The organism is Bacillus sp. UMB0893, from assembly GCF_002858905.1.
Classification (GTDB): domain Bacteria; phylum Bacillota; class Bacilli; order Bacillales; family Bacillaceae; genus Bacillus_P.
Genome location: NZ_PKLB01000001.1, coordinates 556677 through 578136 on the forward strand (window position 1 = coordinate 556677; position 21460 = coordinate 578136).

Annotated in this window: 20 protein-coding genes and 1 riboswitch; of the genes, 14 read left to right on the forward strand and 6 right to left on the reverse strand. The window is 38.7% G+C overall.

Features of this window, described 5'->3' with window-relative positions; translation table 11 throughout:
- Positions 1-181 precede the first annotated feature (181 nt).
- Positions 182-430 (forward strand): aspartyl-phosphate phosphatase Spo0E family protein, encoded by a 249-nt coding sequence (locus CYJ36_RS02845; protein WP_101564585.1) that lies wholly within the window; start codon positions 182-184, stop codon positions 428-430.
- Between the two features lie 60 nt (positions 431-490).
- Here CYJ36_RS02845 and CYJ36_RS02850 read toward each other — a convergent pair whose 3' ends face one another.
- A complete protein-coding gene (locus CYJ36_RS02850) occupies positions 491-1222 on the reverse strand; it encodes a ZIP family metal transporter (protein ID WP_101564588.1) in 732 nt (243 codons plus the stop codon).
- Positions 1223-1508: 286 nt separating this feature from the next.
- Between CYJ36_RS02850 and CYJ36_RS02855 the strand changes: the two genes are divergently transcribed.
- The gene (locus CYJ36_RS02855; protein WP_101564590.1) at positions 1509-2456 is read left to right on the forward strand and encodes an aldo/keto reductase family protein; all 948 of its coding nucleotides are present in this window, start codon (positions 1509-1511) and stop codon (positions 2454-2456) included.
- A 110-nt stretch (positions 2457-2566) separates the two neighbouring features.
- On the opposite strand, the gene CYJ36_RS02860 is transcribed toward CYJ36_RS02855, so the two are convergent.
- On the reverse strand, positions 2567-4066 hold the full coding sequence (locus CYJ36_RS02860; protein ID WP_101565634.1) for an ATP-binding protein: 1500 nt from the start codon (positions 4064-4066) through the stop codon (positions 2567-2569).
- Positions 4067-4312: 246 nt separating this feature from the next.
- Here CYJ36_RS02860 and CYJ36_RS02865 point away from each other — a divergent pair, with 246 nt between their 5' ends.
- Positions 4313-5914, forward strand: a complete 1602-nt coding sequence (locus CYJ36_RS02865; RefSeq protein WP_101564593.1) for a bifunctional metallophosphatase/5'-nucleotidase — start codon at positions 4313-4315, stop codon at positions 5912-5914.
- A 91-nt stretch (positions 5915-6005) separates the two neighbouring features.
- Positions 6006-6455 (forward strand): MarR family winged helix-turn-helix transcriptional regulator, encoded by a 450-nt coding sequence (locus CYJ36_RS02870; RefSeq protein WP_101564595.1) that lies wholly within the window; start codon positions 6006-6008, stop codon positions 6453-6455.
- 473 nt (positions 6456-6928) lie between these two features.
- On the opposite strand, the gene motB is transcribed toward CYJ36_RS02870, so the two are convergent.
- Complete coding sequence (gene motB / locus CYJ36_RS02880; RefSeq protein ID WP_101564599.1) at positions 6929-7684, reverse strand: flagellar motor protein MotB; 756 nt, start codon at positions 7682-7684, stop codon at positions 6929-6931.
- Positions 7677-8468 (reverse strand): flagellar motor stator protein MotA, encoded by a 792-nt coding sequence (gene motA, locus CYJ36_RS02885; protein WP_101564601.1) that lies wholly within the window; start codon positions 8466-8468, stop codon positions 7677-7679. The genes motB and motA overlap by 8 nt, the downstream gene beginning before the upstream one ends.
- Before the next feature lie 160 nt (positions 8469-8628).
- Between motA and CYJ36_RS02890 the strand changes: the two genes are divergently transcribed.
- On the forward strand, positions 8629-10323 hold the full coding sequence (locus CYJ36_RS02890) for a M3 family oligoendopeptidase (protein ID WP_101564603.1): 1695 nt from the start codon (positions 8629-8631) through the stop codon (positions 10321-10323).
- Between the two features lie 128 nt (positions 10324-10451).
- Entirely contained in the window at positions 10452-11108 is a 657-nt protein-coding gene (locus CYJ36_RS02895) for a VOC family protein (protein ID WP_101564604.1), read from the forward strand.
- Between the two features lie 21 nt (positions 11109-11129).
- On the opposite strand, the gene CYJ36_RS02900 is transcribed toward CYJ36_RS02895, so the two are convergent.
- A complete protein-coding gene (locus tag CYJ36_RS02900) occupies positions 11130-13205 on the reverse strand; it encodes an ATP-dependent Clp protease ATP-binding subunit (protein ID WP_101564606.1) in 2076 nt (691 codons plus the stop codon).
- Positions 13206-13689: 484 nt separating this feature from the next.
- On the opposite strand from CYJ36_RS02900, the gene CYJ36_RS02905 reads away from it, so the two are divergent.
- The 5 genes from CYJ36_RS02905 (at position 13690) to CYJ36_RS02920 (ending at position 17855) form a co-directional block, all read left to right on the forward strand.
- Positions 13690-14721, forward strand: coding sequence for a YkvI family membrane protein (locus CYJ36_RS02905; protein ID WP_101564608.1), 1032 nt, complete (start codon positions 13690-13692; stop codon positions 14719-14721).
- A gap of 435 nt (positions 14722-15156) precedes the next feature.
- On the forward strand, positions 15157-16497 hold the full coding sequence (locus tag CYJ36_RS02910) for a hemolysin family protein (RefSeq protein WP_101565636.1): 1341 nt from the start codon (positions 15157-15159) through the stop codon (positions 16495-16497).
- A gap of 109 nt (positions 16498-16606) precedes the next feature.
- Positions 16607-16732, forward strand: coding sequence for a DUF6254 family protein (locus CYJ36_RS23985; protein WP_219621057.1), 126 nt, complete (start codon positions 16607-16609; stop codon positions 16730-16732).
- 261 nt (positions 16733-16993) lie between these two features.
- Positions 16994-17335 (forward strand): ArsR/SmtB family transcription factor, encoded by a 342-nt coding sequence (locus CYJ36_RS02915; RefSeq protein ID WP_101564612.1) that lies wholly within the window; start codon positions 16994-16996, stop codon positions 17333-17335.
- Between the two features lie 22 nt (positions 17336-17357).
- Positions 17358-17855, forward strand: a complete 498-nt coding sequence (locus CYJ36_RS02920; protein ID WP_101564614.1) for an SRPBCC family protein — start codon at positions 17358-17360, stop codon at positions 17853-17855.
- A 125-nt stretch (positions 17856-17980) separates the two neighbouring features.
- On the opposite strand, the gene CYJ36_RS02925 is transcribed toward CYJ36_RS02920, so the two are convergent.
- On the reverse strand, positions 17981-19294 hold the full coding sequence (locus CYJ36_RS02925; protein WP_101564615.1) for a DUF2254 domain-containing protein: 1314 nt from the start codon (positions 19292-19294) through the stop codon (positions 17981-17983).
- 88 nt (positions 19295-19382) lie between these two features.
- A riboswitch (PreQ1 riboswitch) is annotated at positions 19383-19427 on the forward strand.
- 142 nt (positions 19428-19569) lie between these two features.
- On the opposite strand from CYJ36_RS02925, the gene queC reads away from it, so the two are divergent.
- From queC to queE, 3 genes are read left to right on the forward strand one after another with little or no spacing between them, the layout of a single operon-like run.
- Positions 19570-20229: a 7-cyano-7-deazaguanine synthase QueC gene (queC, locus tag CYJ36_RS02930; protein ID WP_101564617.1), complete on the forward strand. Its 660-nt coding sequence runs from the start codon at positions 19570-19572 to the stop codon at positions 20227-20229.
- Complete coding sequence (queD, locus tag CYJ36_RS02935; RefSeq protein WP_101564619.1) at positions 20229-20666, forward strand: 6-carboxytetrahydropterin synthase QueD; 438 nt, start codon at positions 20229-20231, stop codon at positions 20664-20666. Before queC ends, queD begins: the two co-directional genes overlap by 1 nt.
- Complete coding sequence (queE, locus tag CYJ36_RS02940; RefSeq protein WP_101564621.1) at positions 20663-21397, forward strand: 7-carboxy-7-deazaguanine synthase QueE; 735 nt, start codon at positions 20663-20665, stop codon at positions 21395-21397. The genes queD and queE overlap by 4 nt, the downstream gene beginning before the upstream one ends.
- Positions 21398-21460 lie beyond the last annotated feature (63 nt).

A 21460-nucleotide genomic window follows, 5' to 3' on the forward strand; every position in this document is an offset into this window, starting at 1 on the left:
ATAGGGAAAAAAAGGGGTAAAAAGAGATAAATTACAATAAATTTAACAAAATTGTCATGAAATAAGGTAAAAAGAATGTCGAATATTGCTAATCTATTTACATGTTTAGAAGAATCTGTAATAATTTACGAGTATATTTATTCCCAATAATAGATACTCAAGATGATACGGAGGGAAGAAAATGACAACGGAAGTTAGCAAGTCCCAATTATTGGCAAGCATTGATTTGAAGCGCAAGGAAATGATTGACACCGCTAAAACTGGCGGATATACAAGTGTTGGCGCCGTACAGTGCAGTCAGGAATTGGACATGCTGTTAAATAAGTATCAGCAGCTTCTTTTTGAAGAGGAAAATAAGACAAATCCTGCTTTTCTGCAATTTATAGAGTCAATGAAAAAGTGGACAGCAGGGGATGGACTAATTATATAAAAAGCAAAAACCCAATACAGCTCGGTATTGGGTTTTTTATTTGGACAGGAAGGCTCTTATTTAAATACTTTCAATTAATAGAATCATGAATAAAATCCCGATAATAAATGAATATGTTGCATTTCGCTCATTGCCATCTCCGTGGCTTTCCGGAATCAGTTCTTTATAAATGATGAAAAGCATGGCACCTGCTGCGAAAGATAAACCGTAAGGGACAAGGTTTTCTATGTATGACGTTAAATAATAACCAAGTATAGAAGTAATGATTTCGACTGCCCCGGTCAATGTAGCAATGAAAAGAGCTTTATATTTGCCTATATTTTGATTGATGAGGAAAAGGGCAACCAGAAAACCTTCAGGTGCGTTCTGCAGCCCAATTGCAAAAGCGATTAAATTTCCAGTCTCGCTTTGGTCGGACGCATAGCTTACCCCGACAGATAATCCTTCGGGAAGATTATGAAGTGTAATCGCTGCAATAATAAGCAATGCTTTTTCATCAAATTCAATCCCATACCGCGAATGTTCAAGATCAATGTGGGGAATGTTTTTTTCAAGTGTTGTTAAAACGAGCACTCCGAGAAAAAGACCGATGCTCACTTCAAGGATACCGCCTTGCTTCAGCGCCTCTGGCAGCAGACTCATCATAGAAGCTGCCATCATAATTCCAGCTGTAAATGCAAGTAAAATGTCTCTCCACCTATGGGTGATCGTTTTTTGAAGAAATAGAATTGGCAGCGCTCCTAAACCCGTTGATAGGGCAGATAACGTACTGCCTGTTAAAACCTCGATCATAACGATACTCCTTTTCGTCCCACTTATTATGTATTAGGCATATTATAGCTGATTGGATAGTGAAAAAGATAGGGATTTGATACTCTCGTATTTATTTTCGTCAAATGAGGTCATATTTTTCAACATCTTTTCTATTTATCCCTGTTTATTAGCCTTAAATAAGGATTTAAGACTGTGAATGTCGAATTGTGTCGAAAGAAGTGACAGTCTCAATCTTTACGATATTTGAAATTTCTGATAAGTTTAAGACAGAGAATTTCATCACGTACAACAGGGGGGAATAGGGATGCATTATCGTCGTCTTGGACGTTCGGGTTTAAAGGTTAGCGAGATCAGTCTTGGAAGCTGGCTGACTTTTGGGAAAACAGTCGATGAGCAGTCAGCAACAGAGATTATTCATAAGGCGTATGAAGCTGGCATAAATTTTTTCGACAGTGCCAATGTGTATGAGCGGGGGAAAGCGGAAATCGTTATGTCAAGGGCTCTTAAATCTTTTCCAAGAGATTCGTATGTAATAACGACAAAAGCGTTCTGGCCAATGGGTGAGGGCCCTAATGATAAGGGACTTTCAAGAAAGCATATTATGGAACAGGTTCATGCAAGTTTAAAACGCATGGAGCTTGAGTATGTAGATATATTCTACTGTCACCGCTATGATCAGGAAACGCCGCTTGATGAAACATTAAGAGCAATTGATGATCTCATTCGTCAGGGGAAAATCTTGTATGCAGGCGTCAGTGAGTGGACAGCAGCTCAAATTCAAGAAGCAATGACTGTTTCTGATCGCTATTTGCTTGACCGCATTATTGTCAATCAGCCGCAATACAATATGCTTCATCGTGATATTGAGGAAGAAATCATCCCGATGTGTGAAAATGCCGGAGTGTCTCAGGTTGTTTGGTCGCCGCTTGCGCAAGGAATTCTAACTGGTAAGTATAAAGAAGGCTTAATTCCAAAAGGCAGCCGTGCATCAAGTGAAAACGTGAATTCATGGATGAAAAAAATTCTGAATGACATGGTCAACCGAAAAGTGGAATTATTGGATCAGCTTGCAAAAGAACACGATATTACACTTGCTCAGCTTGCATTAGCATGGACATTGAGACAGCATAATGTAGCAAGCACACTTGTTGGGGCATCTCATCCTGAACAAATCATCGAAAATGCAAAAGCATCAGACGTGGCTTTAGGCTACAATGCATTGCAAAAAATTGAAGAAATTTTGACGAGCTGATGATTTTGTACATAAAGAAACTTCATGATTCGGGAAGAATCAAAAAGAGAGAGTGGAAAGCTGCTGCTTCCCATTCTCTCTTTTTTTTAGACATATAAATAGATCAGTGATTAGCTTTGCTTAGCCAATGGAAGAGTAATCGTAACCTCTGTCCCTTTTTCCAGAACACTGTTAATAGAAATGGTTCCTTTGTACATTGAAATGATCCGTTGGCAGACGACAAGACCCAGGCTAGTTCCGGTATCTTTCATTGTAAAAAACGGATGGAATATTTTCGAAATCAATTCCTCTGAGATTCCTTTTCCGGTGTCGATCACTTTTATGACAGCCATTTCGTCCTGCTTGGTCAGCTCAATTGTTAAAAAGCCTTCGTTTTTCTCCATGGCTTCTAATGAATTTTTAGCTAAATTCAGCAGCACCTGCTTGATATGATCTTTTGTGCAGTGAATTGGAAGCGATCCATTATTTAATTTTATATCGAGTTCCACGTTATACAGATTGGCCTCAGACCCAAGAAGAGGAGACAGCTCAAGCACGATTTCGTTTAAATCGTGGTCTGCATGATGATGAGCGGTCGGTTTTCCGAGCAATAAAAATTCACTTACAATTTCATTGATTCGTTTGATTTCCTGATCGATGACTGAAAAATAGAATTGATCTTCAGAGTCTTTATATTTTTCCTTCAGCAGCTGAATGAAGCCTTTTATACCTGTCAGGGGGTTTCTAATTTCATGTGCTGTACTTGCTGCCAGTGTTCCCACAAGTTCAATTTTTTGAGCATCATTTTGGCTTTGTTCAATCAGCGCTTTTCTCTTTAAGAGGAAATTTTGAACAAGGATAAAAATGATGTTCATGACGCCAAAAGTAATAATCATATAGATCATAATATCCTTGACATCCTCTTGGCTTAAGATTGATTCTGGCAAGGCTTCAAGCTTCCAGCTGATTTGATCGAGATATACACGGACTGGTTCAATTTCATTTTCATATTCCTTGCCGGTAGTAAAGAGAAGATGATTGCTGTCATTAAAGACCTTTATTTGCAAATTAGGACTAATCACGTTCATGATGTTCTCTAAGTAATCTACTTTAAGTGCTGCAACCAATAGATTTGTTACCTCTCCATTATCATTGAACATAGGTGTACATATCGAAACAATGTATCCTCCTGTAATGTTCCCATAGTAGGCATCAGAAACAGAGGATTGTTTTGTCGCAATCGCTCTTTGGAAAAATGCACGGTTTTCAATGTTCACATTTTTTGCTGTGTTTTTTGAACCGGTCGCAATCTCTCCATTTTTTCGGACAAAATAAAGGCCGGAAAAACGAGGTTCTAGGTCGTGAGTCTGCATGAGAATCTGCTGGATTTTTTCTTCATTTGTTTCTTCTCCAAGGACAAGTGCCATCGTTTCCAGTCTTGCTTTTGTATCCTTTATTAAATTATCAATTTGGTTTTTATGAATATTAATCATAAATGCAGATTCAGAGCGGTGAATTTCCATTGTTTTTTCTTTTTGATAAAAATAGATGAAGGTATTTATTAAAAGGGTAGGAATGAGTACTACTACTAAATAGAATAAAACTTTTTTTAGATTCTTTTGGCCTTTCATCAAAGTATATCGCCCCAAAGTTAGAGATTGCTCGATTAAGAGAGTGTACCTCTCCGCATTATAAACCATTTATTTGGAATGTACTAGGTTATAGGAAATTATGCTGAAGCAGTTTGATAGTATTTTTGGTATAGCTCGGGTATAAACAGCAATATCTAATCAATCTATTAAGAAAACGAGTGGTTCAAACAGAGAGAGCGCGGGAATTCCCTGCTCTTTTCTTCTATTGTAGATATTCGTCAATTTATGTATGATGGAAAGAAAAGGGAGGGGTTTCAGATAGACAGGGTGGTGAGATTGACAATCTTGCAGACCAGTGATCTACATGGTCATGTTCTTCCGCTTGATTACAGCACAAATAAGCAGAAGAACTTTGGACTCGCAAAGATTTCCGCAATTATTAAGAAAGAGAGAAAAGAATCCGAGAATGTTTTATTGATTGATAACGGAGATTGCATTCAGGGAACACCGCTAACCTATCATCATGCGAAAAAAGCAGCAGATCAGAAAAATCCGGTCATTCTCGCGATGAATGCTCTTCGATATGATGCAGCAGTGGTTGGAAATCATGAGTTCAATTATGGCATTGACTTATTAAAAGAAGCTGCATTACAATCAAATTTTCCATGGCTTTCTGCCAATATATTAGAAGATGGCGTGCCGTTATTTGGGAAGCCTTATTTGATTAAAAAGCTGGGTAAAATAAAAATAGCGATACTAGGCGTGACGACACATTACATACCCAATTGGGAGGATCCCAAGCATATTGAAAAGCTGTCATTCGAAGATGCGTTTGAAACGGCCAAAAAGTGGGCTGAGTACATAAGAAACGTCGAAGCACCAGATCTATTCATTGTTTCCTATCATGGCGGATTTGAGCGTGATCTAGTAACAGGCGAACCAACAGAAGCACTGACAGGAGAAAATCAAGCCTATCAACTATGCTATGGAATAAATGGCATTGATGTATTGCTCACAGGCCATCAGCATCGCACGATTTCAGGTACTGTAAATGGAGTAACTGTTGTTCAGCCATCGTATAACGGACTTGCTTTAGGGAAAGTCCAGATTACGTTTTCTATAAATCAACATCAAATTACAATTCAGGACAAATCCTCTGAAATTATGTACCCTAATGAAATCGAAACTGACAGCAGCATGTATGAGCTTATTCAGCCATATGAACAGGAAACACAAAAATGGCTTGATCATCCAATTGGAAGAATCAGAGGAAATATGAGAATTGAAGAACCGCTTGCAGCCCGCATGAAGGAATCTGCTTTTATAGAGTTCATTAATAGGGTTCAGATGGAAGCATCAGGAGCGGATATTTCAAACACAGCCCTATTCAATAATTCATCAAGAGGTTTTCCTGAAAATCTGACAATGAGGGACATTGTTTCAAATTATATCTATCCGAATACATTAAAAGTCCTTTCCCTGACTGGGTATGATATTAAAGCTGCTCTTGAACGTTCAGCCTCTTACTTTATGTGCGGTGAAAATGGCGAAGTTATGGTGAATCCCAAATTCCAGGACCCTAAGCCTCAGCATTATAACTATGATATGTGGGAGGGAATTGAGTACGTTCTAGACATCTCCAAACCAATCGGAGAACGGGTGATCATGCTTAAAAAAGATCAAAAACCCCTTGATTTGGAGAAAGAATACGAGGTTGTCATGAATAATTACCGTGCATCTGGCGGTGGAGAGTATACGATGTTTAAAGGCAAAAATATTGTAAAGGAAGTACCTATTGATATGTCTGAGTTAATTGCCAATTATATGCTGGAGAAAAAAGAGGTAAAAGCTGCTGTAAACGATAATTGGAAGGTTATTTGTTCATAGCCTCTCTCTGACATTATTGACTTTTTTACACTTTTTTTGTATGATTAATATTTAGAATTCAAGATATTTAGTTATCGAAGGATTGATGAAAATGAAAGATAAAGAGCAAATCGAACAATCATTAAAATTATTCATTGTATTATCACGTGCACATCGTGCGATTAATGATCAAGTAAACAAACATATTGGAAGCTTCGGATTAAATCCAACAGAATTTGCTGTTCTTGAGCTGCTTTACCATAAAGGCGATCAGCCGCTTCAGCAAATCGGCGGAAAAATTCTTTTAGCAAGCGGGAGCATCACATATGTGGTTGACAAGCTAGAACAGAAAGAGCTGCTTGTCAGAAAAGCATGTGAAAATGATCGCCGTGTAACCTTTGCTCAAATTACGGACAAAGGAAAGCAATTGATTGAATCCATATTCCCATCTCATCAGGAGAGATTAGATGAAATTGTCGGGATTCTTTCAGAAGAAGAAAAGCAGACTGTTATCGAACTTATGAAAAAAGTTGGCTATCATGCAAGAGATCTTCAGGATTGAGCACTTCTATTTGAGATAGAAGTGTTTTTTTGTTGTCAGGAAATAATAAAATGGTCGATTAACCGCTAATTATTCGATAAATGTTGGTATATAAATATGAGGAATGATAGTGCATGAAGTCTCTAGCGGTATTATAAAATAACAGATTGTTTTAGAACAAGTGACTTGTGCTATGTAAAGCGGTGAGTGGAGGAGAAAAAGTGCTGCACTGAAGAAAAAAGGGCAGCATGAATATCAACTTAACTAGTAGATTATTTATGCCCTGCTTTAAGAAATTCTTACTGAGAGTTTTGAGTGGATCTTTTGTTTTTTCATTTTGCCAAACCAACGAAAAAAGTCGCCATTCTTGTTTTACATCTGAAGGAATATAAAATTTCGAGTTGATATCTAGCTTAAACTCCCTAACTCCTCTGTCGGAGCATGCCTCGGCGCCGCTCTTTTGTTCTGCAAAAAAAGAGCCTTGATTCAGGCTCTTATTCATTTCGTTCAATTGGAAGAATCAGAATTTCTACACGGCGGTTTTTCTGCTGACCCTCTTTTGAATCATTGCTTGCGACTGGATTGTATTCCCCAAATCCTTTGGCACTAAAGGATCTTGGATCATGCTGCCTATTTTCAAGAAGAAGTTTCATGAAATTGACTGCACGCATTACGCTTAAATGCCAGTTTGATTCAAATTCAGCATTTTTTATTGGCACATTATCAGTATGGCCGCTTACGATAATGTTTCGCGGAGGATTCATAACCAATAAGTTAGAAATTTCCTTAGCGAGCTGTTCATCTTTATTGCGAATAGAGGCACTGCCGGAATCAAAAAAGATATCATTTAATATTGTGATGAGCAGGCCTTCATCTGTTAACGTTGTTTTTAATTGCGTTTCAAGACTGTTTGCCGCGATATATGCATTCACTTTTTCTTGGATTTCTTTTAATTTTTCTTGTTCAAGTGATTCTTGTTTTTCATCGTAAGTGTTCTTTTCTTTTTCTTGATCAAGCTGTTCCATATCCCCGTCAGGAATAGGGCTCGGATACTCTAGTACACCGGTGCCGCCAGTAAACGTGCTGTTAAAAGCTCGTGCAAGCATCTGGAACTTTTGAGCATCGACAGAACTCATGGCAAACAAGACGATGAATAGTGCCAGCAATAGTGTTAATAAATCTGCGTAAGGAAGGAGCCACGATTCATCAACATGCTCTTCCTCGTGCTTGCTTTTTTTCCTTCTAGCCATTTATGCTCTCTCCTTCCACGAAAAGCTGTTCTCTTTCGTGTGCAGGAAGATAGGTGGCCAATTTTTGTTCGATCGCTTTTGGAGCCTGTCCTTCGAGGACAGATAACACTCCTTCAATCATGACGTGTTTTACTTTCGCTTCTTGCTTTGATTTTCTCTTTAATTTGTTGGCAAATGGATGCCAAAGAACGTAACCGGTGAAAATACCCATCAATGTAGCGACAAAAGCAGCTCCAATTGCTTTGCCTAGTTCATCCGTATTATCCATGTGCGAAAGAGCCGCAATTAACCCGACTACCGCGCCCAATACCCCAAGTGTGGGAGCATATGTGCCTGCCTGTGAAAAAATAGATGCCCCGGCCATATGCCGCTCTTCCATTGCATCGATTTCTTCTGTCATGACATCACGGATAAATTCAGCATTTTGCCCGTCGACGGCCATGCTTAGACCATTTTTTAAAAAAGAATCATCCACTTCTGATATTTTAGCTTCAAGAGCAAGCAGGCCTTCTTTTCTTGCAACCTGTGCCCATTCTGAAAACATTGGGATCAGCTCTTGAATGCTGTGTGATTTTTGTTCTTTAAAGATAACGCCGAAAAGTTTAGGCACTCTTTTAATTTCGCTTGTCGGAAAGGCTGTAACGACAGTAGCGATGGTACCGGCAATAATGATCAGCAAGGCAGCTGGATTTAAAAGAACAGCGGGGCTGACACCCTTCATAAACATACCCACACCAACAGCAACCAACCCTAGAATCAATCCAATAAGTGACGTTTTATCCATTCTATCACCAAATCTTTCTGTCTTACTTTTTGTTACTTCTTATATCGTCAGGATTTCATATATTTTAAGAGTTTGATTAAAAAACAAACAGAAAGGAATCCAGACTTTTTTCTCGAATAAGATGGAGTGGTTAAATTGATAGGAGAGTGGGGAACTACATATGAAATTTCAAGAGTACAAATACATTAGGCCTGTTAAAGAAGATGTAGAAGAATCTTTTTATGAGGCACTGGAAAAATTCAAAAGTGCTGGAAGCCTGGAAGAACAGGAAGCTGTTATTGATGAACTGAATGTCATTCGCGGAAATATTTCCACAGCTTTCAATCTTTGTTCAATTCGCCATACGATTGATACCAATGATGAATTTTATAAAGAAGAACAAGATTATCTTGATGAACTTGAGCCGCATTTTAAAGCGCTGGATACAGAGTTTTACAAAGCGCTTGTCAGCTCAGCATTCCGCAATGAATTGGAAGAGAAATATGGGAAGCAGCTGTTCGCACTTGCAGATGCTCAGTTGAAAACGTTTTCTCCTGAAGTGCTTGAGGATCTTCAGAAAGAAAACAAACTTGTTACTGAATACACAAAGCTTGTTGCTTCTGCAAAAATTGATTTTGACGGAAAAGAATACACGCTTGCACAGCTTGAGCCCCTGCTTGAATCAAAAGAGCGCGACATTAGAAAACGTGCATCAGATGTTTATTTTGGATTTTATGCCGAAAATGGAGAAAAGTTTGATGAGATTTTTGACAAGCTTGTTAAAGTGCGGACTGGCATTGCAAAGAAATTAGGGTATGCCAATTTTGTGGAGCTGGGCTATGAAAGAATGCAGCGCATTGATTTTGATGCAGCCATGGTGAAAAATTTCCGTGATCAAATTAAGGAATCAATCGTACCAATGGCAACAAGATTACGGGAGCGTCAGCAAGAACGTTTAGGACTTGATACGCTTGCTTTTTCCGATGAAAAGCTCCAGTTTACATCAGGTAATGCAACGCCTAAAGGGGATGCAGAGTGGATTATTGAGAATGGGAAAAGGATGTACGAAGATCTTTCTCCTGAAACAAATGAATTCTTTGATTTCATGATTGAAAAAAACCTGATGGATCTGCTTGCGCAAAAAGGGAAAGCCGGCGGCGGGTATTGCACATATATCGAAGATTACAAAGCGCCGTATATTTTTGCGAATTTCAACGGAACAAGCGGTGATATAGATGTGCTGACACATGAAGCGGGACATGCGTTCCAAGTGTATATGAGCAGACATTTCAATTTATCAGAGTATCACTTCCCGACACATGAAGCGTGTGAAATTCATTCGATGAGCATGGAGTTTTTTACATGGCCATGGATGGAAAGGTTCTTTAAGGAAGATACAGAAAAGTATAAATTCAGCCATTTAAGCGGAGCGCTTCTATTTTTGCCTTATGGGGTAACAGTTGATGAATTTCAGCACTTTATCTATGAAAATCCAGACGCAACTCCAAAAGAACGCAAACAGGCATGGAGGAAAATTGAACAAAAATACTTGCCTCATCGCAACTATGAAGATAATTCGTTTTTAGAGGAAGGCGGCTTCTGGCAGCGGCAGGGACATATTTATAATTCTCCTTTTTATTATATTGACTATACGCTGGCACAAATCTGCGCCTTGCAATTTTGGAAAAAAATGCATGAAAATAAAGAAGAGGCATGGGCAGATTATCTGCATCTTTGTAAGCAGGGAGGCAGCAAGCCGTTCTTAGAACTGGTTCAAGAAGCAAACTTAATTTCACCGTTTGAAGACGGATGTGTACAATCTGTAACAGGTGATATTAGAGAGTGGCTTGAGAATGTAGAAGATCAGAAATTATAAAAAGAACATGCCGCCAGCTATGTGCTGGCGGTTTTTTCGTCATTAAGAGGGAGGTGTATTCAGTATTAAGACTGAAGTCAAATTGTCTTTGTCTTTCTATAATAGAAAGCAGAGAGAGGTGGAAAAAAATGAAAATCCTGCATGTACATCTTGAATGCAACGATTTGGAGAAAATGAAAGCATTCTATATCCGTTTTTTGAAGATGGAACTGGAAGAAGAAGATAGCGGCAGTTTTACAGTTAAGGCAGGACAAAGCAGGTTAACCTTTATTAAAAGTGAGAATCGGCCCTATTATCACGTTTGTTTTAGAACAAATGAACGATTTTTTGATTTGATGTTTGAAAAAATAGAAAGTTCATTGCTGCCTAATGAAAAAGGCGAGGTCAGCATGTTTTGGAAGGGAAAGCAGGCTTATTTTCATGATCCGGAAGGCAATGTTCTTGAGATGCTTGAAAGAAAGGATGTACCGGCGGATCTGTTAGACTGGTTTGATGTAATTGAGGTTGGCCTGCCTTGCGAAAATATCCATCACATGCAGAAAGAGTTATCATTTTTGAACGATCAGTTTTTGGCTGAATCAGACACCTTTGCATTTGTAGGTGATAATAATGGGGCAGCGGTTGTGGTAAAAGAGGGCAGGGATTGGTATCCGACAGCACGCGGTTCTGAGATTCATCCTATCGTCCTTGAAGTTGAAGGAGAAATAAATTTAGAATATCGCCATGCTGAATACCCGTATACAATTGTAGTTAAAAAAAGAAAAAAGAGTGCAAAACTTTTATAAGTTTTGCACTCTTTTCCTATATTATTTAGATTCTACAACAATTTCATCTTCAGCGAGCTTCACAATTATTTCTGTCATCTCAGTGCCGTCAAGCAGAATATCTGCAATTGAATCTTCTAATTTCTCTTGAATCACTCTGCGGAGAGGTCGTGCTCCGAATGCAGGGTGAAGCCCAAGTTCAGCGAGTTTTTCTTTCGCTTCATCTGTGATGCTGAGCGTTAATTTTTGTTCTTGCAAATTCGCTTTTAAATCATCAAGCATGATCTCAACAATTTCAATCAGATGCGGTTTTTCAAGTGATTTGAACTCAATGATGCTGTCAAAACGGTTCAGGAACTCCGGCTTAAAGAATGATCCGAGGGAGTCCAGCAGTGAACTTTCGTTTAATGCTTCATTGTTTCCGAATCCGACAGTGACTTTTTTATGCCCGATGCCGGCGTTGCTTGTCATGATAATGACTGTATCTTTAAAGCTGACCGTTCTGCCCTGGCTGTCTGTCAGTCTGCCGTCTTCCATTACTTGAAGGAACATATGCTGGACATCCGGATGGGCTTTTTCGATTTCATCAAGCAATATGATACTGTAAGGGTTGCGGCGGACTTTTTCTGATAATTGTCCTGCTTCCTCGTGACCGACATAGCCAGGAGGAGACCCGATAATCTTCGAAATCGAATGTTTCTCCATGTATTCGCTCATATCTAAACGAATGAGGGAGTCTCTTGTACCAAACATTTCAGATGCAAGCGTCTTTGTCAGTTCAGTTTTACCGACTCCGGTTGGACCGACAAACAAGAATGATCCGATTGGACGTTCTTTTGATTTTAAGCCAGCACGGCTGCGGCGAATGGCTTTTGCAACTTTCCGAACGGCATCTTCTTGACCAATGACTTTGCTTGATAATTTGTTCTCGAGATTTTTCATTTGAGCCTGCTCGTCTTCTTGAAGCTTACCAACTGGAATCCCCGTTTTCTTTTCAATAATTGCCTGAATGTCGGCAAGATCTACTACAGATTTTACTGGGGATTGAATTTGCTCAAGTTTCATCTCTTCATCTCTTATTTTGGCAGCAAGCTCGTAATTTTCTTCTTTCGCAGCTTGTGCTTTTTTCCTTGCAAGTTCTTCTAATTGACCGCTGATATCTGCTCCGCCCCCAGATTGAAGGTTCTTTTTCGATCCGGCTTCATCAAGCAAATCAATTGCTTTATCCGGCAAATATCGGTCCTGAATGTAACGGTGAGACAAAGTAACTGTTGCATGAATCGCTTCTTCTGTATAAGTTACTTCATGGTACTTTTCATATTTATCTTGAATACCCTTTAGGATTTCAATCGCCTTTTCAAGAGATGGTTCAGATACCATTACAGGCTGAAATCTGCGCTCAAGGGCGGCATCTTTCTCAATTTGACGGTACTCTTTTAATGTAGTTGCACCGACAACCTGTAATTCGCCCCGTGCCAAAGCAGGCTTCAGAATATTGCCGGCATCCATTGATCCTTCAGCAGAACCTGCTCCAACGAGAAGATGGATTTCATCAATAAATAGGATGATATTTTTCTTTTGCTGAAGCTCAGAAATCAGCTGCTTCATTCTTTCCTCAAATTGACCGCGAATGCCTGTATTTGCTACAAGAGAAGCAACATCAAGCAAATACACTTCCTTGTTTCTTAGCTTGGCTGGCACTTGACCTTCCGCGATTTTAAGAGCGAACCCTTCAACTACAGCTGTTTTACCTACACCAGGTTCACCAATCAAGACCGGGTTATTCTTATTTCTCCGGTTTAAAATTTCAATTAAACGTTCGACCTCTGCATCTCTGCCAATGACTGGATCAATCACGCCGGCTTTTGCTGCTCTTGTCAGATTGCGTCCTAATTGATCAAGAAGACCGTTTTTGCCTTGAGTTTTTTCGGTCTGGCCGTCATGGCTATTCGGTTGAAATGGATGAGAAGGTGAAACATTTCCAAATGATCCGCTAGGGACAGAGCTTCTATATTGAGCATAACAGTCTGAGCAGAGCAGCACTTGCTGACGCTCTTGGTTAATTTGCATTGTTAAGTGAACAGATGCTTTCTTTGCTTGACAATGTTGACATAGCATAATGAAAACCTCCTGGATTATATATTTTGACTTTGACTAACTTTGACTAAATAACCTTTTAAAAAATCACCTCTTAGGATGACCTTGATTCATATTATAGTTTGACCTTTTTTGACTTTCAAGTATTTTGCTTAAAAAATTTCAAAATGAAATTATGTTCGGTTTCTATCTCCAGCTTCACCCTTTGCTGCTCGCTCAAAACGGATCTGCTTTTCTGAGCTGAAAGAAGAAGTTCCTCTTTTCTAAAGGCAGTTTTCGCATTGAATGTTGTTTTTGGTTTTAAATTTTACCCGTGGATTGCAGAAGGAGTCAAGTGCCTTCTTCTGCAATCCACTAAAGGTTTTTACTATTTCTCAAAAAACAATAAACTTTACGAAAAGAGCTTTTTAAAACAAATCGCACCCACTTCTTCTTTCTTAAGGACTTGTCTCATATATATAAAGAAAGGTCGTAGCTACAGTATTCATCGTAATGGAGGTAGAAGATGAAGAATCAATGGTTTCAGGTTGTTCAAATCGCAGCTGTATATGTCGGAACGGTTGTTGGAGCGGGCTTTGCAACTGGACGGGAAATTGTAGAGTTTTTTACTCAGTATGGAATATATGGAATACTCGGCATCTTAATTTGCGGATTCTTCTTTATTCATCTTGGTGCGAAGATGATGATTATCTCTAAGAAAATCCGTGCTAATTCCTATCAGGATTTAAATCTTTTTTTATTTGGAAAATCATTTGGGCCAGTCATTAATTTCTTTATGCTGGTTGTTTTATTTGGAGTCACATCAGTTATGCTCTCAGGGGCCGGAGCTATTTTTGAAGAGCAGCTTCAACTATCAAGGCAGCTGGGGGTCATCGTTACAATTGTACTGACAATCATCGCTATGTCGTTCGGTTCAAAAGGATTATTCAGTGTTAATATAGTTGTTGTACCCCTATTAATTATATTTAGTTTGCTTATTGCTATTTCTTCTTTTGATGTACATAAATTCTCCGCTTTTCAGCACGAAAGTGGACCATCATTCAGATGGCTGATTTCAGCCATCTCTTATGCTGCATTTAATCTGGCAATGGCTGAAGCAGTGCTCGTTCCGCTCGCTCAGGAGGTTGAAGATGAAAGGGTTGTAAAATGGGGCGGAATTGTTGGAGGGGCAACACTTACCTTTATCTTATTAAGCAGTCATTTTGCCTTGACGACATTGCCGAATGTCGTGTCATTCGACATTCCGATGGCAGAGGTCATGAAAACGTCTGTTATCTCCTTTTATCTAATATTTATTATGGTGATTTATGGTGAGGTATTTACTTCTGTTATCGGAAACTTATTCGGTCTGGAGCGTCATCTTGTCAGAGTGGTATCCATTCCGAGAATGTACATTATATTATTTCTGCTTAGCGGAGCCTTTTTTGTGAGTCAAATCGGCTACAGCTCGCTGATTGCATTTCTATATCCATTATTTGGCTATATGAGCATTGTCTTTCTTGTCTTATTGTTCATTAAAAAAGTGCCAAAACATTAAAAATAGTTAAAAGTGAAAAAGTTAGAATAATCAATTAATTCGAACATAAAGGGTCGATATTCCACATAATTATGAAGAAAACTTGCGTACATCCTGTTTGACGGCTGCAGAGGTTCATATTATGATGTTTTTAACATTATCTGAATTTTTTAAAAATAAGGCTTGACCTTAGGTTTCAATGCAGATCTCCGCGATCATGGAGGTGCTGCAAATGAAATCAGGACATGGCTTTTAACGCCAGCCTATTGCCTGAAGCTGGGCATGCTATTCCGCTTTTTCAGTATGAAATGAGGTGATGTGATGGGGTATTAACTTTTATGAAAGGTTTTTGCACCATCGCTCGCATAGGGTTTTAATATCTTGTCTTTTTTAAGAATAGATTGACTTTCCCAGGAGGTGACTCCTTTTTCGTCTTTGACGGAAAAAGGAAATTATTTGGACATAGTGAATTTGTTCATTATTGCGATTTTACTTGCTGCCACTGCTTTTTTCGTAGCATCAGAGTTCGCAATCGTAAAAATGCGCAGTTCCCGCATCAATCAGCTTATAGATGAAGGGAATGACATGGCACAATCCGCGAAAAAAGTAACTGAAAATTTAGATGAATATTTATCAGCCTGTCAACTGGGTATTACCATTACAGCTCTTGGCCTTGGGTGGCTTGGGGAGCCTGCAATAGGAGATCTCCTTCATCCCGTTTTTGAACAATTAGATATACCAGGCGCATCCGTTCAAGTCCTCTCCATCAGTTTAGCCTTTGCCATCATTACTTTTTTGCATGTAGTCATTGGAGAGCTTGCCCCTAAAACGGTCGCCATCCAAAAAGCAGAGCAGATTACACTCGCTTTTTCGAAGCCATTAATCTTGTTTTATCACCTGATGTTTCCATTTATTTGGGTTTTAAATGGTTCAGCACGGGTGCTTACCCGCTTTTTGGGAATGAAACAAGTGTCAGAACATGAGCTTGCACACAGCGAGGAAGAATTGAGAATTCTATTGTCTGAAAGCTATGAGAGCGGAGAAATTAATCAATCTGAATACAAATATGTGAATAAAATTTTTAAGTTTGATGATCGGATTGCAAAAGAAATCATGGTTCCAAGAACTCAGATTATTTCACTTGAAATCGATGAATCGCTGCAGTCGCATTTGCACATCATTAAAAGCGAAAAATACACACGTTATCCCGTCGTTGATGGCGATAAAGATCATATTATCGGCATGGTGAATATCAAAGAAATTTTTACTGATTTATTTCAGTCTAAGCAGCTCGAATCGTTTTCTTTAAGATCGTATATTAGACCTGTTATTCAAGTGATTGACTCTGTGCCAATTCACGATTTGCTGTTAAAGATGCAAAAAGAGCACATTCATATGGCGATTCTCATTGATGAATATGGCGGTACTGCCGGACTTGTGACCGTTGAAGATATATTAGAGGAAATTGTCGGAGAGATCAGAGATGAATTTGATGCAGATGAGGTACCGCTTGTTCAGAAAATCAATGATGATACCTTCATTATTGATGGAAAAGTATTAATCAGTGAACTGAATGATTTGTTTGGCCTTGAAATTGAAGAAGGTGACGTCGATACAATCGGAGGCTGGATGCTCACCGAAAAGTATGATATTCAAAAGGGAGAGCTCGTTGAACTTGGCTCGTATACATTTAAAATTAAGGATATGGAAAATCATCATATCCGTTATCTTGAATTAACACGAAAAAAAAAGCAAAATAACCCGGCAGTTATTCAAGAGGGACTAACTGCAACATAAAGAGGTGCTGCTCTGCCTCTTTTTTCTATGCGCCTGAAAGTATATGAATGTTTCTCTATTCACAGGATAAAATAATTCTGAAAGCAGATTTTCACAAAGGAGCAATAAAATGACTCAATCAAAAGGTCAAAAGCAGCGTCAATGGGATACGCGTAAAGAATCTCAAAATGAACATGGCAAGATTAAATCATTTAAAGAGCTTGAACAAGAAGGAACCGGAAAAAACAATAAATAAAAGCGGCAGCGTCTAATCATCTAACGTTCATAGGAGCAAAACAGTAAAACTCAAGTGTCATTAGCACACCATTTGGCAGTTAAAATGGTGTGCTTTTCCGTTGTTGATAAATTTGAGGAAGATTATTTGTACAATTACGATAGCCGATTGTGGAGGAATTCAACTTTCTTTTGTTAAGAGCAAATTATTTGAATAAGGTGGAATGTTTTATATTTAACTAAATAGTTGAATATCTGAAAGGAATCGGTTATATTTAACTACATGGTTAACCATAATAAAGATCATTTAAATGAAATTTTTCATGCTTTAGCTGATTCAACAAGAAGAGAAATGCTTCATATGATGGCTCAAAAAGAGAGGACAGTTTCTGAATTAGCAGAGCCATTTGATATGTCTTTGGCCGCCATTTCAAAGCATATAAAGGTTCTGGAGCGAGCAAACTTAGTTGATAGGAGTGTAAATGGAAGGATTCATACATGTCGCTTAAACACCGAATCATTAACTCAAGCAACAGAATGGCTGCGTTTTTATGAGAAGTTTTGGAGCAATCGTTTTGAACTTCTGGAGAATGAATTATTAAAAGCCAAAAATAAAGAACACTAAATTACATACGAGGAGTACGAATATGAATAACTATTCAACCACCACTTTAAAAATGACAAGAAATTTTGATGTAGCACCTGAAAGAGTTTTTGATGCATGGCTGAACCCGGAGATGATGAGAAAATGGCTCTTTACATTGGAAGGGACAAATAAGGTGGCACAAAATAATCCTCAAGTAGGGGGCACTTGGGAAATTATTGATCATCGAGGTGGAAAAGATTATCGAGCGATAGGGGAGTATCTTGAAATTGATCCTCCAACAAAATTAGTGTTTACTTTTAAAATGCCACAGTTTAGCGAATTAGAAGATACGATTACAGTTGAACTAAAAGAAATTCAACAAGGTTGTGAAATGACATTTTCACAAAACATCAACGTCCCTCATGAAGAAAAATGGTCGGAAGCTGATATTGAAAAAGCTCTTGGAGAGTCTCACGATGAAACTGAACATGGCTGGAATTTAATGTTTATGGGACTTAAGGAATTAGTTGAGACAGGGGAAATCAGCTATAAAGGATAATTATCAATTAGGTAATCAAAAGGTGTTTTAGCCGCCTCCATTATGATTAACAGGAGCAAATCACGGAAATAGTGGGTTGCTCCCGTTATTCGGGGAGGGAATTCCAAATCAGCCGCTTCCTCATTTCATAACAACACTTGCTCTTTATCTTCCATTCCACATACCTCAGCCAGCTTTTTAAGCTGTATGTTTAACAGCTTTTGATCAAGGCTCAGCCATTCCTCTTTCATCATTCCTTCAACTATATAAGCTGTAAAATCCCAGACCGCTTGTTTGATCTCACTTCTGTTTGTTTCTGCTATAAGGATTAATGCTTTAAGAATAGAAGCCATGACCGAAACATCTTCTTTTCCATAATGCCTGATTTGATAAAAGCTTTCATATAAGTAATCTGAAAAGGATGGTTTAGGAAGCACAACCCGTATCTTGCCATTGTTGTCACAGTGGTAGGGAGAAGGTGAGTGATTCTTGCCAATCTTCGTCAGAATTTGTGCAAGATGCTCAATACAGGCAATAGCGGTTTCAGGATCATTTTTCCCTGGCGCTATGCCTCTAAGTGCAATTTCAGCGATTTTTTGTATCCCGAATTCAATATCGTGCTTGGATTCTAAATCTTCATTAAATGTGATGTGTGTTAAAATGTCATTTTCTCCTGGATAATCATCTTTACTGTAAACAGTAAGCAAAGGTGTATCGACATTGACATAATCTCCCTGATTTTTATTAAAGCTAATCCTAATTTTCTTTCGTTCAGCAACGGCGACTAATTTTTCAAGAGAGATATCCTGAAGGTATCCTTCTTTTTCACTTTTTATCTCTATCGCTTTCCATCCATCTAGTGAAAAGTTTTCATCTGATTGTGGCTCGTCTGTCCGTTTTTTATTTTCAATAGAAGAAAGTGTTTCTTTCGTAATATTTGAAATCAGGTTTCCGACTTTAATCCATTCAGTCATATGGTGAATTAAAAAAACAAACATTCCAACACAAATAAAGGCGACAATGATAGCAAGGCTGGGAACAATAAAGTCATTGTTAGTCTCATTCTCCCTAACTTGAATAAGCAGAACAAGTGAATAAATGTAGCCTCCAATAAAAATGCCGAGAACCCGCTGTATTTTTGAGTCAGCGTTAAAATTGTGCATCGTTCTTGGTGAAAAATTTGCAATAAAAGTAGTCAGCACAACCAGAACAGATGAAAAGGTAATGGTCGTCATCGTTAACAGGGAAGTCGATGTGGCACTAAGGATGGTATGCGATAGTTCTTTATCGGTTAAAAAAACGGAGGGGATATGTTTAAAATAATCTCTTTCAGCAAGATACCGATCAGCCATCATGCTAAGAACGGCAAGAAGAAAAAAGATGACTGCATATAAAGCAGGTGTTAACCAAAAGTTCGAATTTATTTTTGCTGCAAAACGTTTAAATGCCAATTGACTCATCCCCCTGTAAGTAAAATAGTTTGAAGTGTCTCCTCGTTCGTGGTATAGTATGTACGTTAAAATAATGATAAATTCCGCGCTATCATACGCGGGAGAGGTTCTAGCACAACCCTCTATAAAAAACTAAGTATGAACTATATCCTATAGGTATAGTTTTTTAGTTGGGGATTTACATGCTAGACACTTCTGAATCGATCAGGGTGTCTTTTCTTATGCCGATTTTTAAATCCAGGTTGTGAAAGAATGCTCTCTTCTATCCTGAGGAGGACATATAAATGAAAAATGATAAAGCGTTAGTTGTTTTCAGCGGCGGACAGGACAGTACAACATGTTTATTCTGGGCGATGAAGCAATTTAAGGAAGTTGAAGTTGTTACGTTCAACTACAACCAGCGGCACAAACTTGAAATAGATGTAGCTAAAGCTATTGCAAACGATCTTGGTGTAAAACAGCATCTATTAGACATGTCTCTATTAAATCAGCTTGCACCAAATGCGCTGACAAGAGATGACATTGAGATTGAACACAAGGAAGGGGAATTGCCTTCAACTTTTGTTCCGGGCAGAAATCTGCTTTTCCTGACGTTTGCATCTGTACTTGCGAAGCAGATTGGTGCAAAACATATTGTAACAGGTGTATGTGAAACAGACTTCAGCGGATATCCCGATTGCCGTGATGTTTTCGTGAAATCATGCAATGTAACCATTAACTTAGCAATGGATGATCAGTTTGTCATTCATACACCGCTTATGTGGATTGATAAAGCTGATACATGGAAGCTTGCAGATGAACTTGGTGCACTTGAGTATGTAAGAGAAAAAACACTTACATGCTACAACGGTATTATCGCAGAAGGCTGCGGAGAATGTCCAGCATGTCTGCTGAGAAAAAAAGGACTTGATGACTATCTCGAAACTAAAGGGGGAGAGGCATAATGCTTCAGCAAATGTATCCTCAAACGCTGCATCCATACTCGTATGAGCTGAATAAAGATATGCAAATTTCAGCTGCACACTACGTACCGAATGATGAAGCGGGCAAGTGCAGACGTCTGCACGGGCACACGTATTTTATTAATGTAACCGTTGCAGGCGATGAGCTTGATAACTCAGGTTTTCTTATTAATTTTGCCTACATCAAACAGCTTGTTCATGACCGTTTTGATCATACGATTTTAAACGAGAATGAAGTGTTTGATGACAGCGATCCAAATAAATTTCCTACAACAGAAGTCGTTGCGCGCACTATTTATGAAATCATACAGCAGCATTTAGATACACTTGAACACAAGCCTAAATGTATCGGTGTTTTTGTTCGTGAAACTCCAACAAGCTATGTGATGTATCGACCTAAGCAGGTGAAAAACGGATGAGCAAGAAGAAATTTCCTGTGTTAGAAATTTTCGGTCCGACCATCCAAGGAGAAGGAATGGTCATAGGTCAGAAAACAATGTTTGTCCGCACAGCAGGCTGCGATTATTCCTGCAGCTGGTGTGATTCTGCTTTTACGTGGGATGGATCGGCCAAAGACGATATTAAACAATTAACAGCAGATGAAATATGGTCACAGCTTTTTGAACTGGGAGGCAGCAATTTTTCCCATGTGACGATTTCAGGCGGAAACCCTGCACTGCTTGGCAGTCTGGGTGAGCTAATTGAGCTTCTTCATGAAAAAAAGATAAAAGTAGCGATTGAAACACAGGGGAGCAGACTGCAGCCATGGTTCGATCAAATCGATGATTTAACAATTTCTCCTAAGCCGCCAAGCTCAGGAATGAAGACGGACTTTACGAAATTAGACGAAATTGTCCAATATCTAACTGATAAAAACAGACTTCAAAACGTAAGTCTTAAAGTGGTTATTTTTGATGAACAAGATTTAGAGTATGCTAAAAAGGTGCATCAAAAATACCTTCAAATTCCGTTTTATTTGCAGGTAGGAAACGATCAAGTATCAGAGCGTGATGATGAAAAATTAATTAAAAGGCTGCTCGAACGCTATGAATGGCTGATTGACCGAGCAATTTCAGAAGAAGAACTTAATCATGCACGCGTATTGCCGCAGCTGCACACGCTGGTCTGGGGCAATAAAAGAGGAGTATAGGAACAGGCGACGTCTATACCAGAATTAAATAAATACTGTCAAGATAAGAAAGGACGGCTGATT

Excerpts from the sequence above, each read along its gene's own strand:
- queE (WP_101564621.1), top strand. The coding sequence starts at position 20,663 with ATGAGCAAGAAGAAATTTCCTGTGTTAGAAATTTTCGGTCCGACCATC.
- CYJ36_RS02895 (WP_101564604.1), top strand. The coding sequence starts at position 10,452 with ATGAAAATCCTGCATGTACATCTTGAATGCAACGATTTGGAGAAAATG.
- CYJ36_RS02925 (WP_101564615.1), bottom strand. The coding sequence starts at position 19,294 with ATGAGTCAATTGGCATTTAAACGTTTTGCAGCAAAAATAAATTCGAAC.
- CYJ36_RS02905 (WP_101564608.1), top strand. The coding sequence starts at position 13,690 with ATGAAGAATCAATGGTTTCAGGTTGTTCAAATCGCAGCTGTATATGTC.
- CYJ36_RS02855 (WP_101564590.1), top strand. The coding sequence starts at position 1,509 with ATGCATTATCGTCGTCTTGGACGTTCGGGTTTAAAGGTTAGCGAGATC.
- CYJ36_RS02915 (WP_101564612.1), top strand. The coding sequence starts at position 16,994 with ATGGTTAACCATAATAAAGATCATTTAAATGAAATTTTTCATGCTTTA.
- motA (WP_101564601.1), bottom strand. The coding sequence starts at position 8,468 with ATGGATAAAACGTCACTTATTGGATTGATTCTAGGGTTGGTTGCTGTT.
- CYJ36_RS02870 (WP_101564595.1), top strand. The coding sequence starts at position 6,006 with ATGAAAGATAAAGAGCAAATCGAACAATCATTAAAATTATTCATTGTA.
- CYJ36_RS02850 (WP_101564588.1), bottom strand. The coding sequence starts at position 1,222 with ATGATCGAGGTTTTAACAGGCAGTACGTTATCTGCCCTATCAACGGGT.
- CYJ36_RS02845 (WP_101564585.1), top strand. The coding sequence starts at position 182 with ATGACAACGGAAGTTAGCAAGTCCCAATTATTGGCAAGCATTGATTTG.
- CYJ36_RS02900 (WP_101564606.1), bottom strand. The coding sequence starts at position 13,205 with ATGCTATGTCAACATTGTCAAGCAAAGAAAGCATCTGTTCACTTAACA.
- CYJ36_RS23985 (WP_219621057.1), top strand. The coding sequence starts at position 16,607 with ATGACTCAATCAAAAGGTCAAAAGCAGCGTCAATGGGATACGCGTAAA.
- queD (WP_101564619.1), top strand. The coding sequence starts at position 20,229 with ATGCTTCAGCAAATGTATCCTCAAACGCTGCATCCATACTCGTATGAG.
- CYJ36_RS02865 (WP_101564593.1), top strand. The coding sequence starts at position 4,313 with ATGTATGATGGAAAGAAAAGGGAGGGGTTTCAGATAGACAGGGTGGTG.
- queC (WP_101564617.1), top strand. The coding sequence starts at position 19,570 with ATGAAAAATGATAAAGCGTTAGTTGTTTTCAGCGGCGGACAGGACAGT.
- motB (WP_101564599.1), bottom strand. The coding sequence starts at position 7,684 with ATGGCTAGAAGGAAAAAAAGCAAGCACGAGGAAGAGCATGTTGATGAA.
- CYJ36_RS02920 (WP_101564614.1), top strand. The coding sequence starts at position 17,358 with ATGAATAACTATTCAACCACCACTTTAAAAATGACAAGAAATTTTGAT.
- CYJ36_RS02890 (WP_101564603.1), top strand. The coding sequence starts at position 8,629 with ATGAAATTTCAAGAGTACAAATACATTAGGCCTGTTAAAGAAGATGTA.
- CYJ36_RS02860 (WP_101565634.1), bottom strand. The coding sequence starts at position 4,066 with ATGAAAGGCCAAAAGAATCTAAAAAAAGTTTTATTCTATTTAGTAGTA.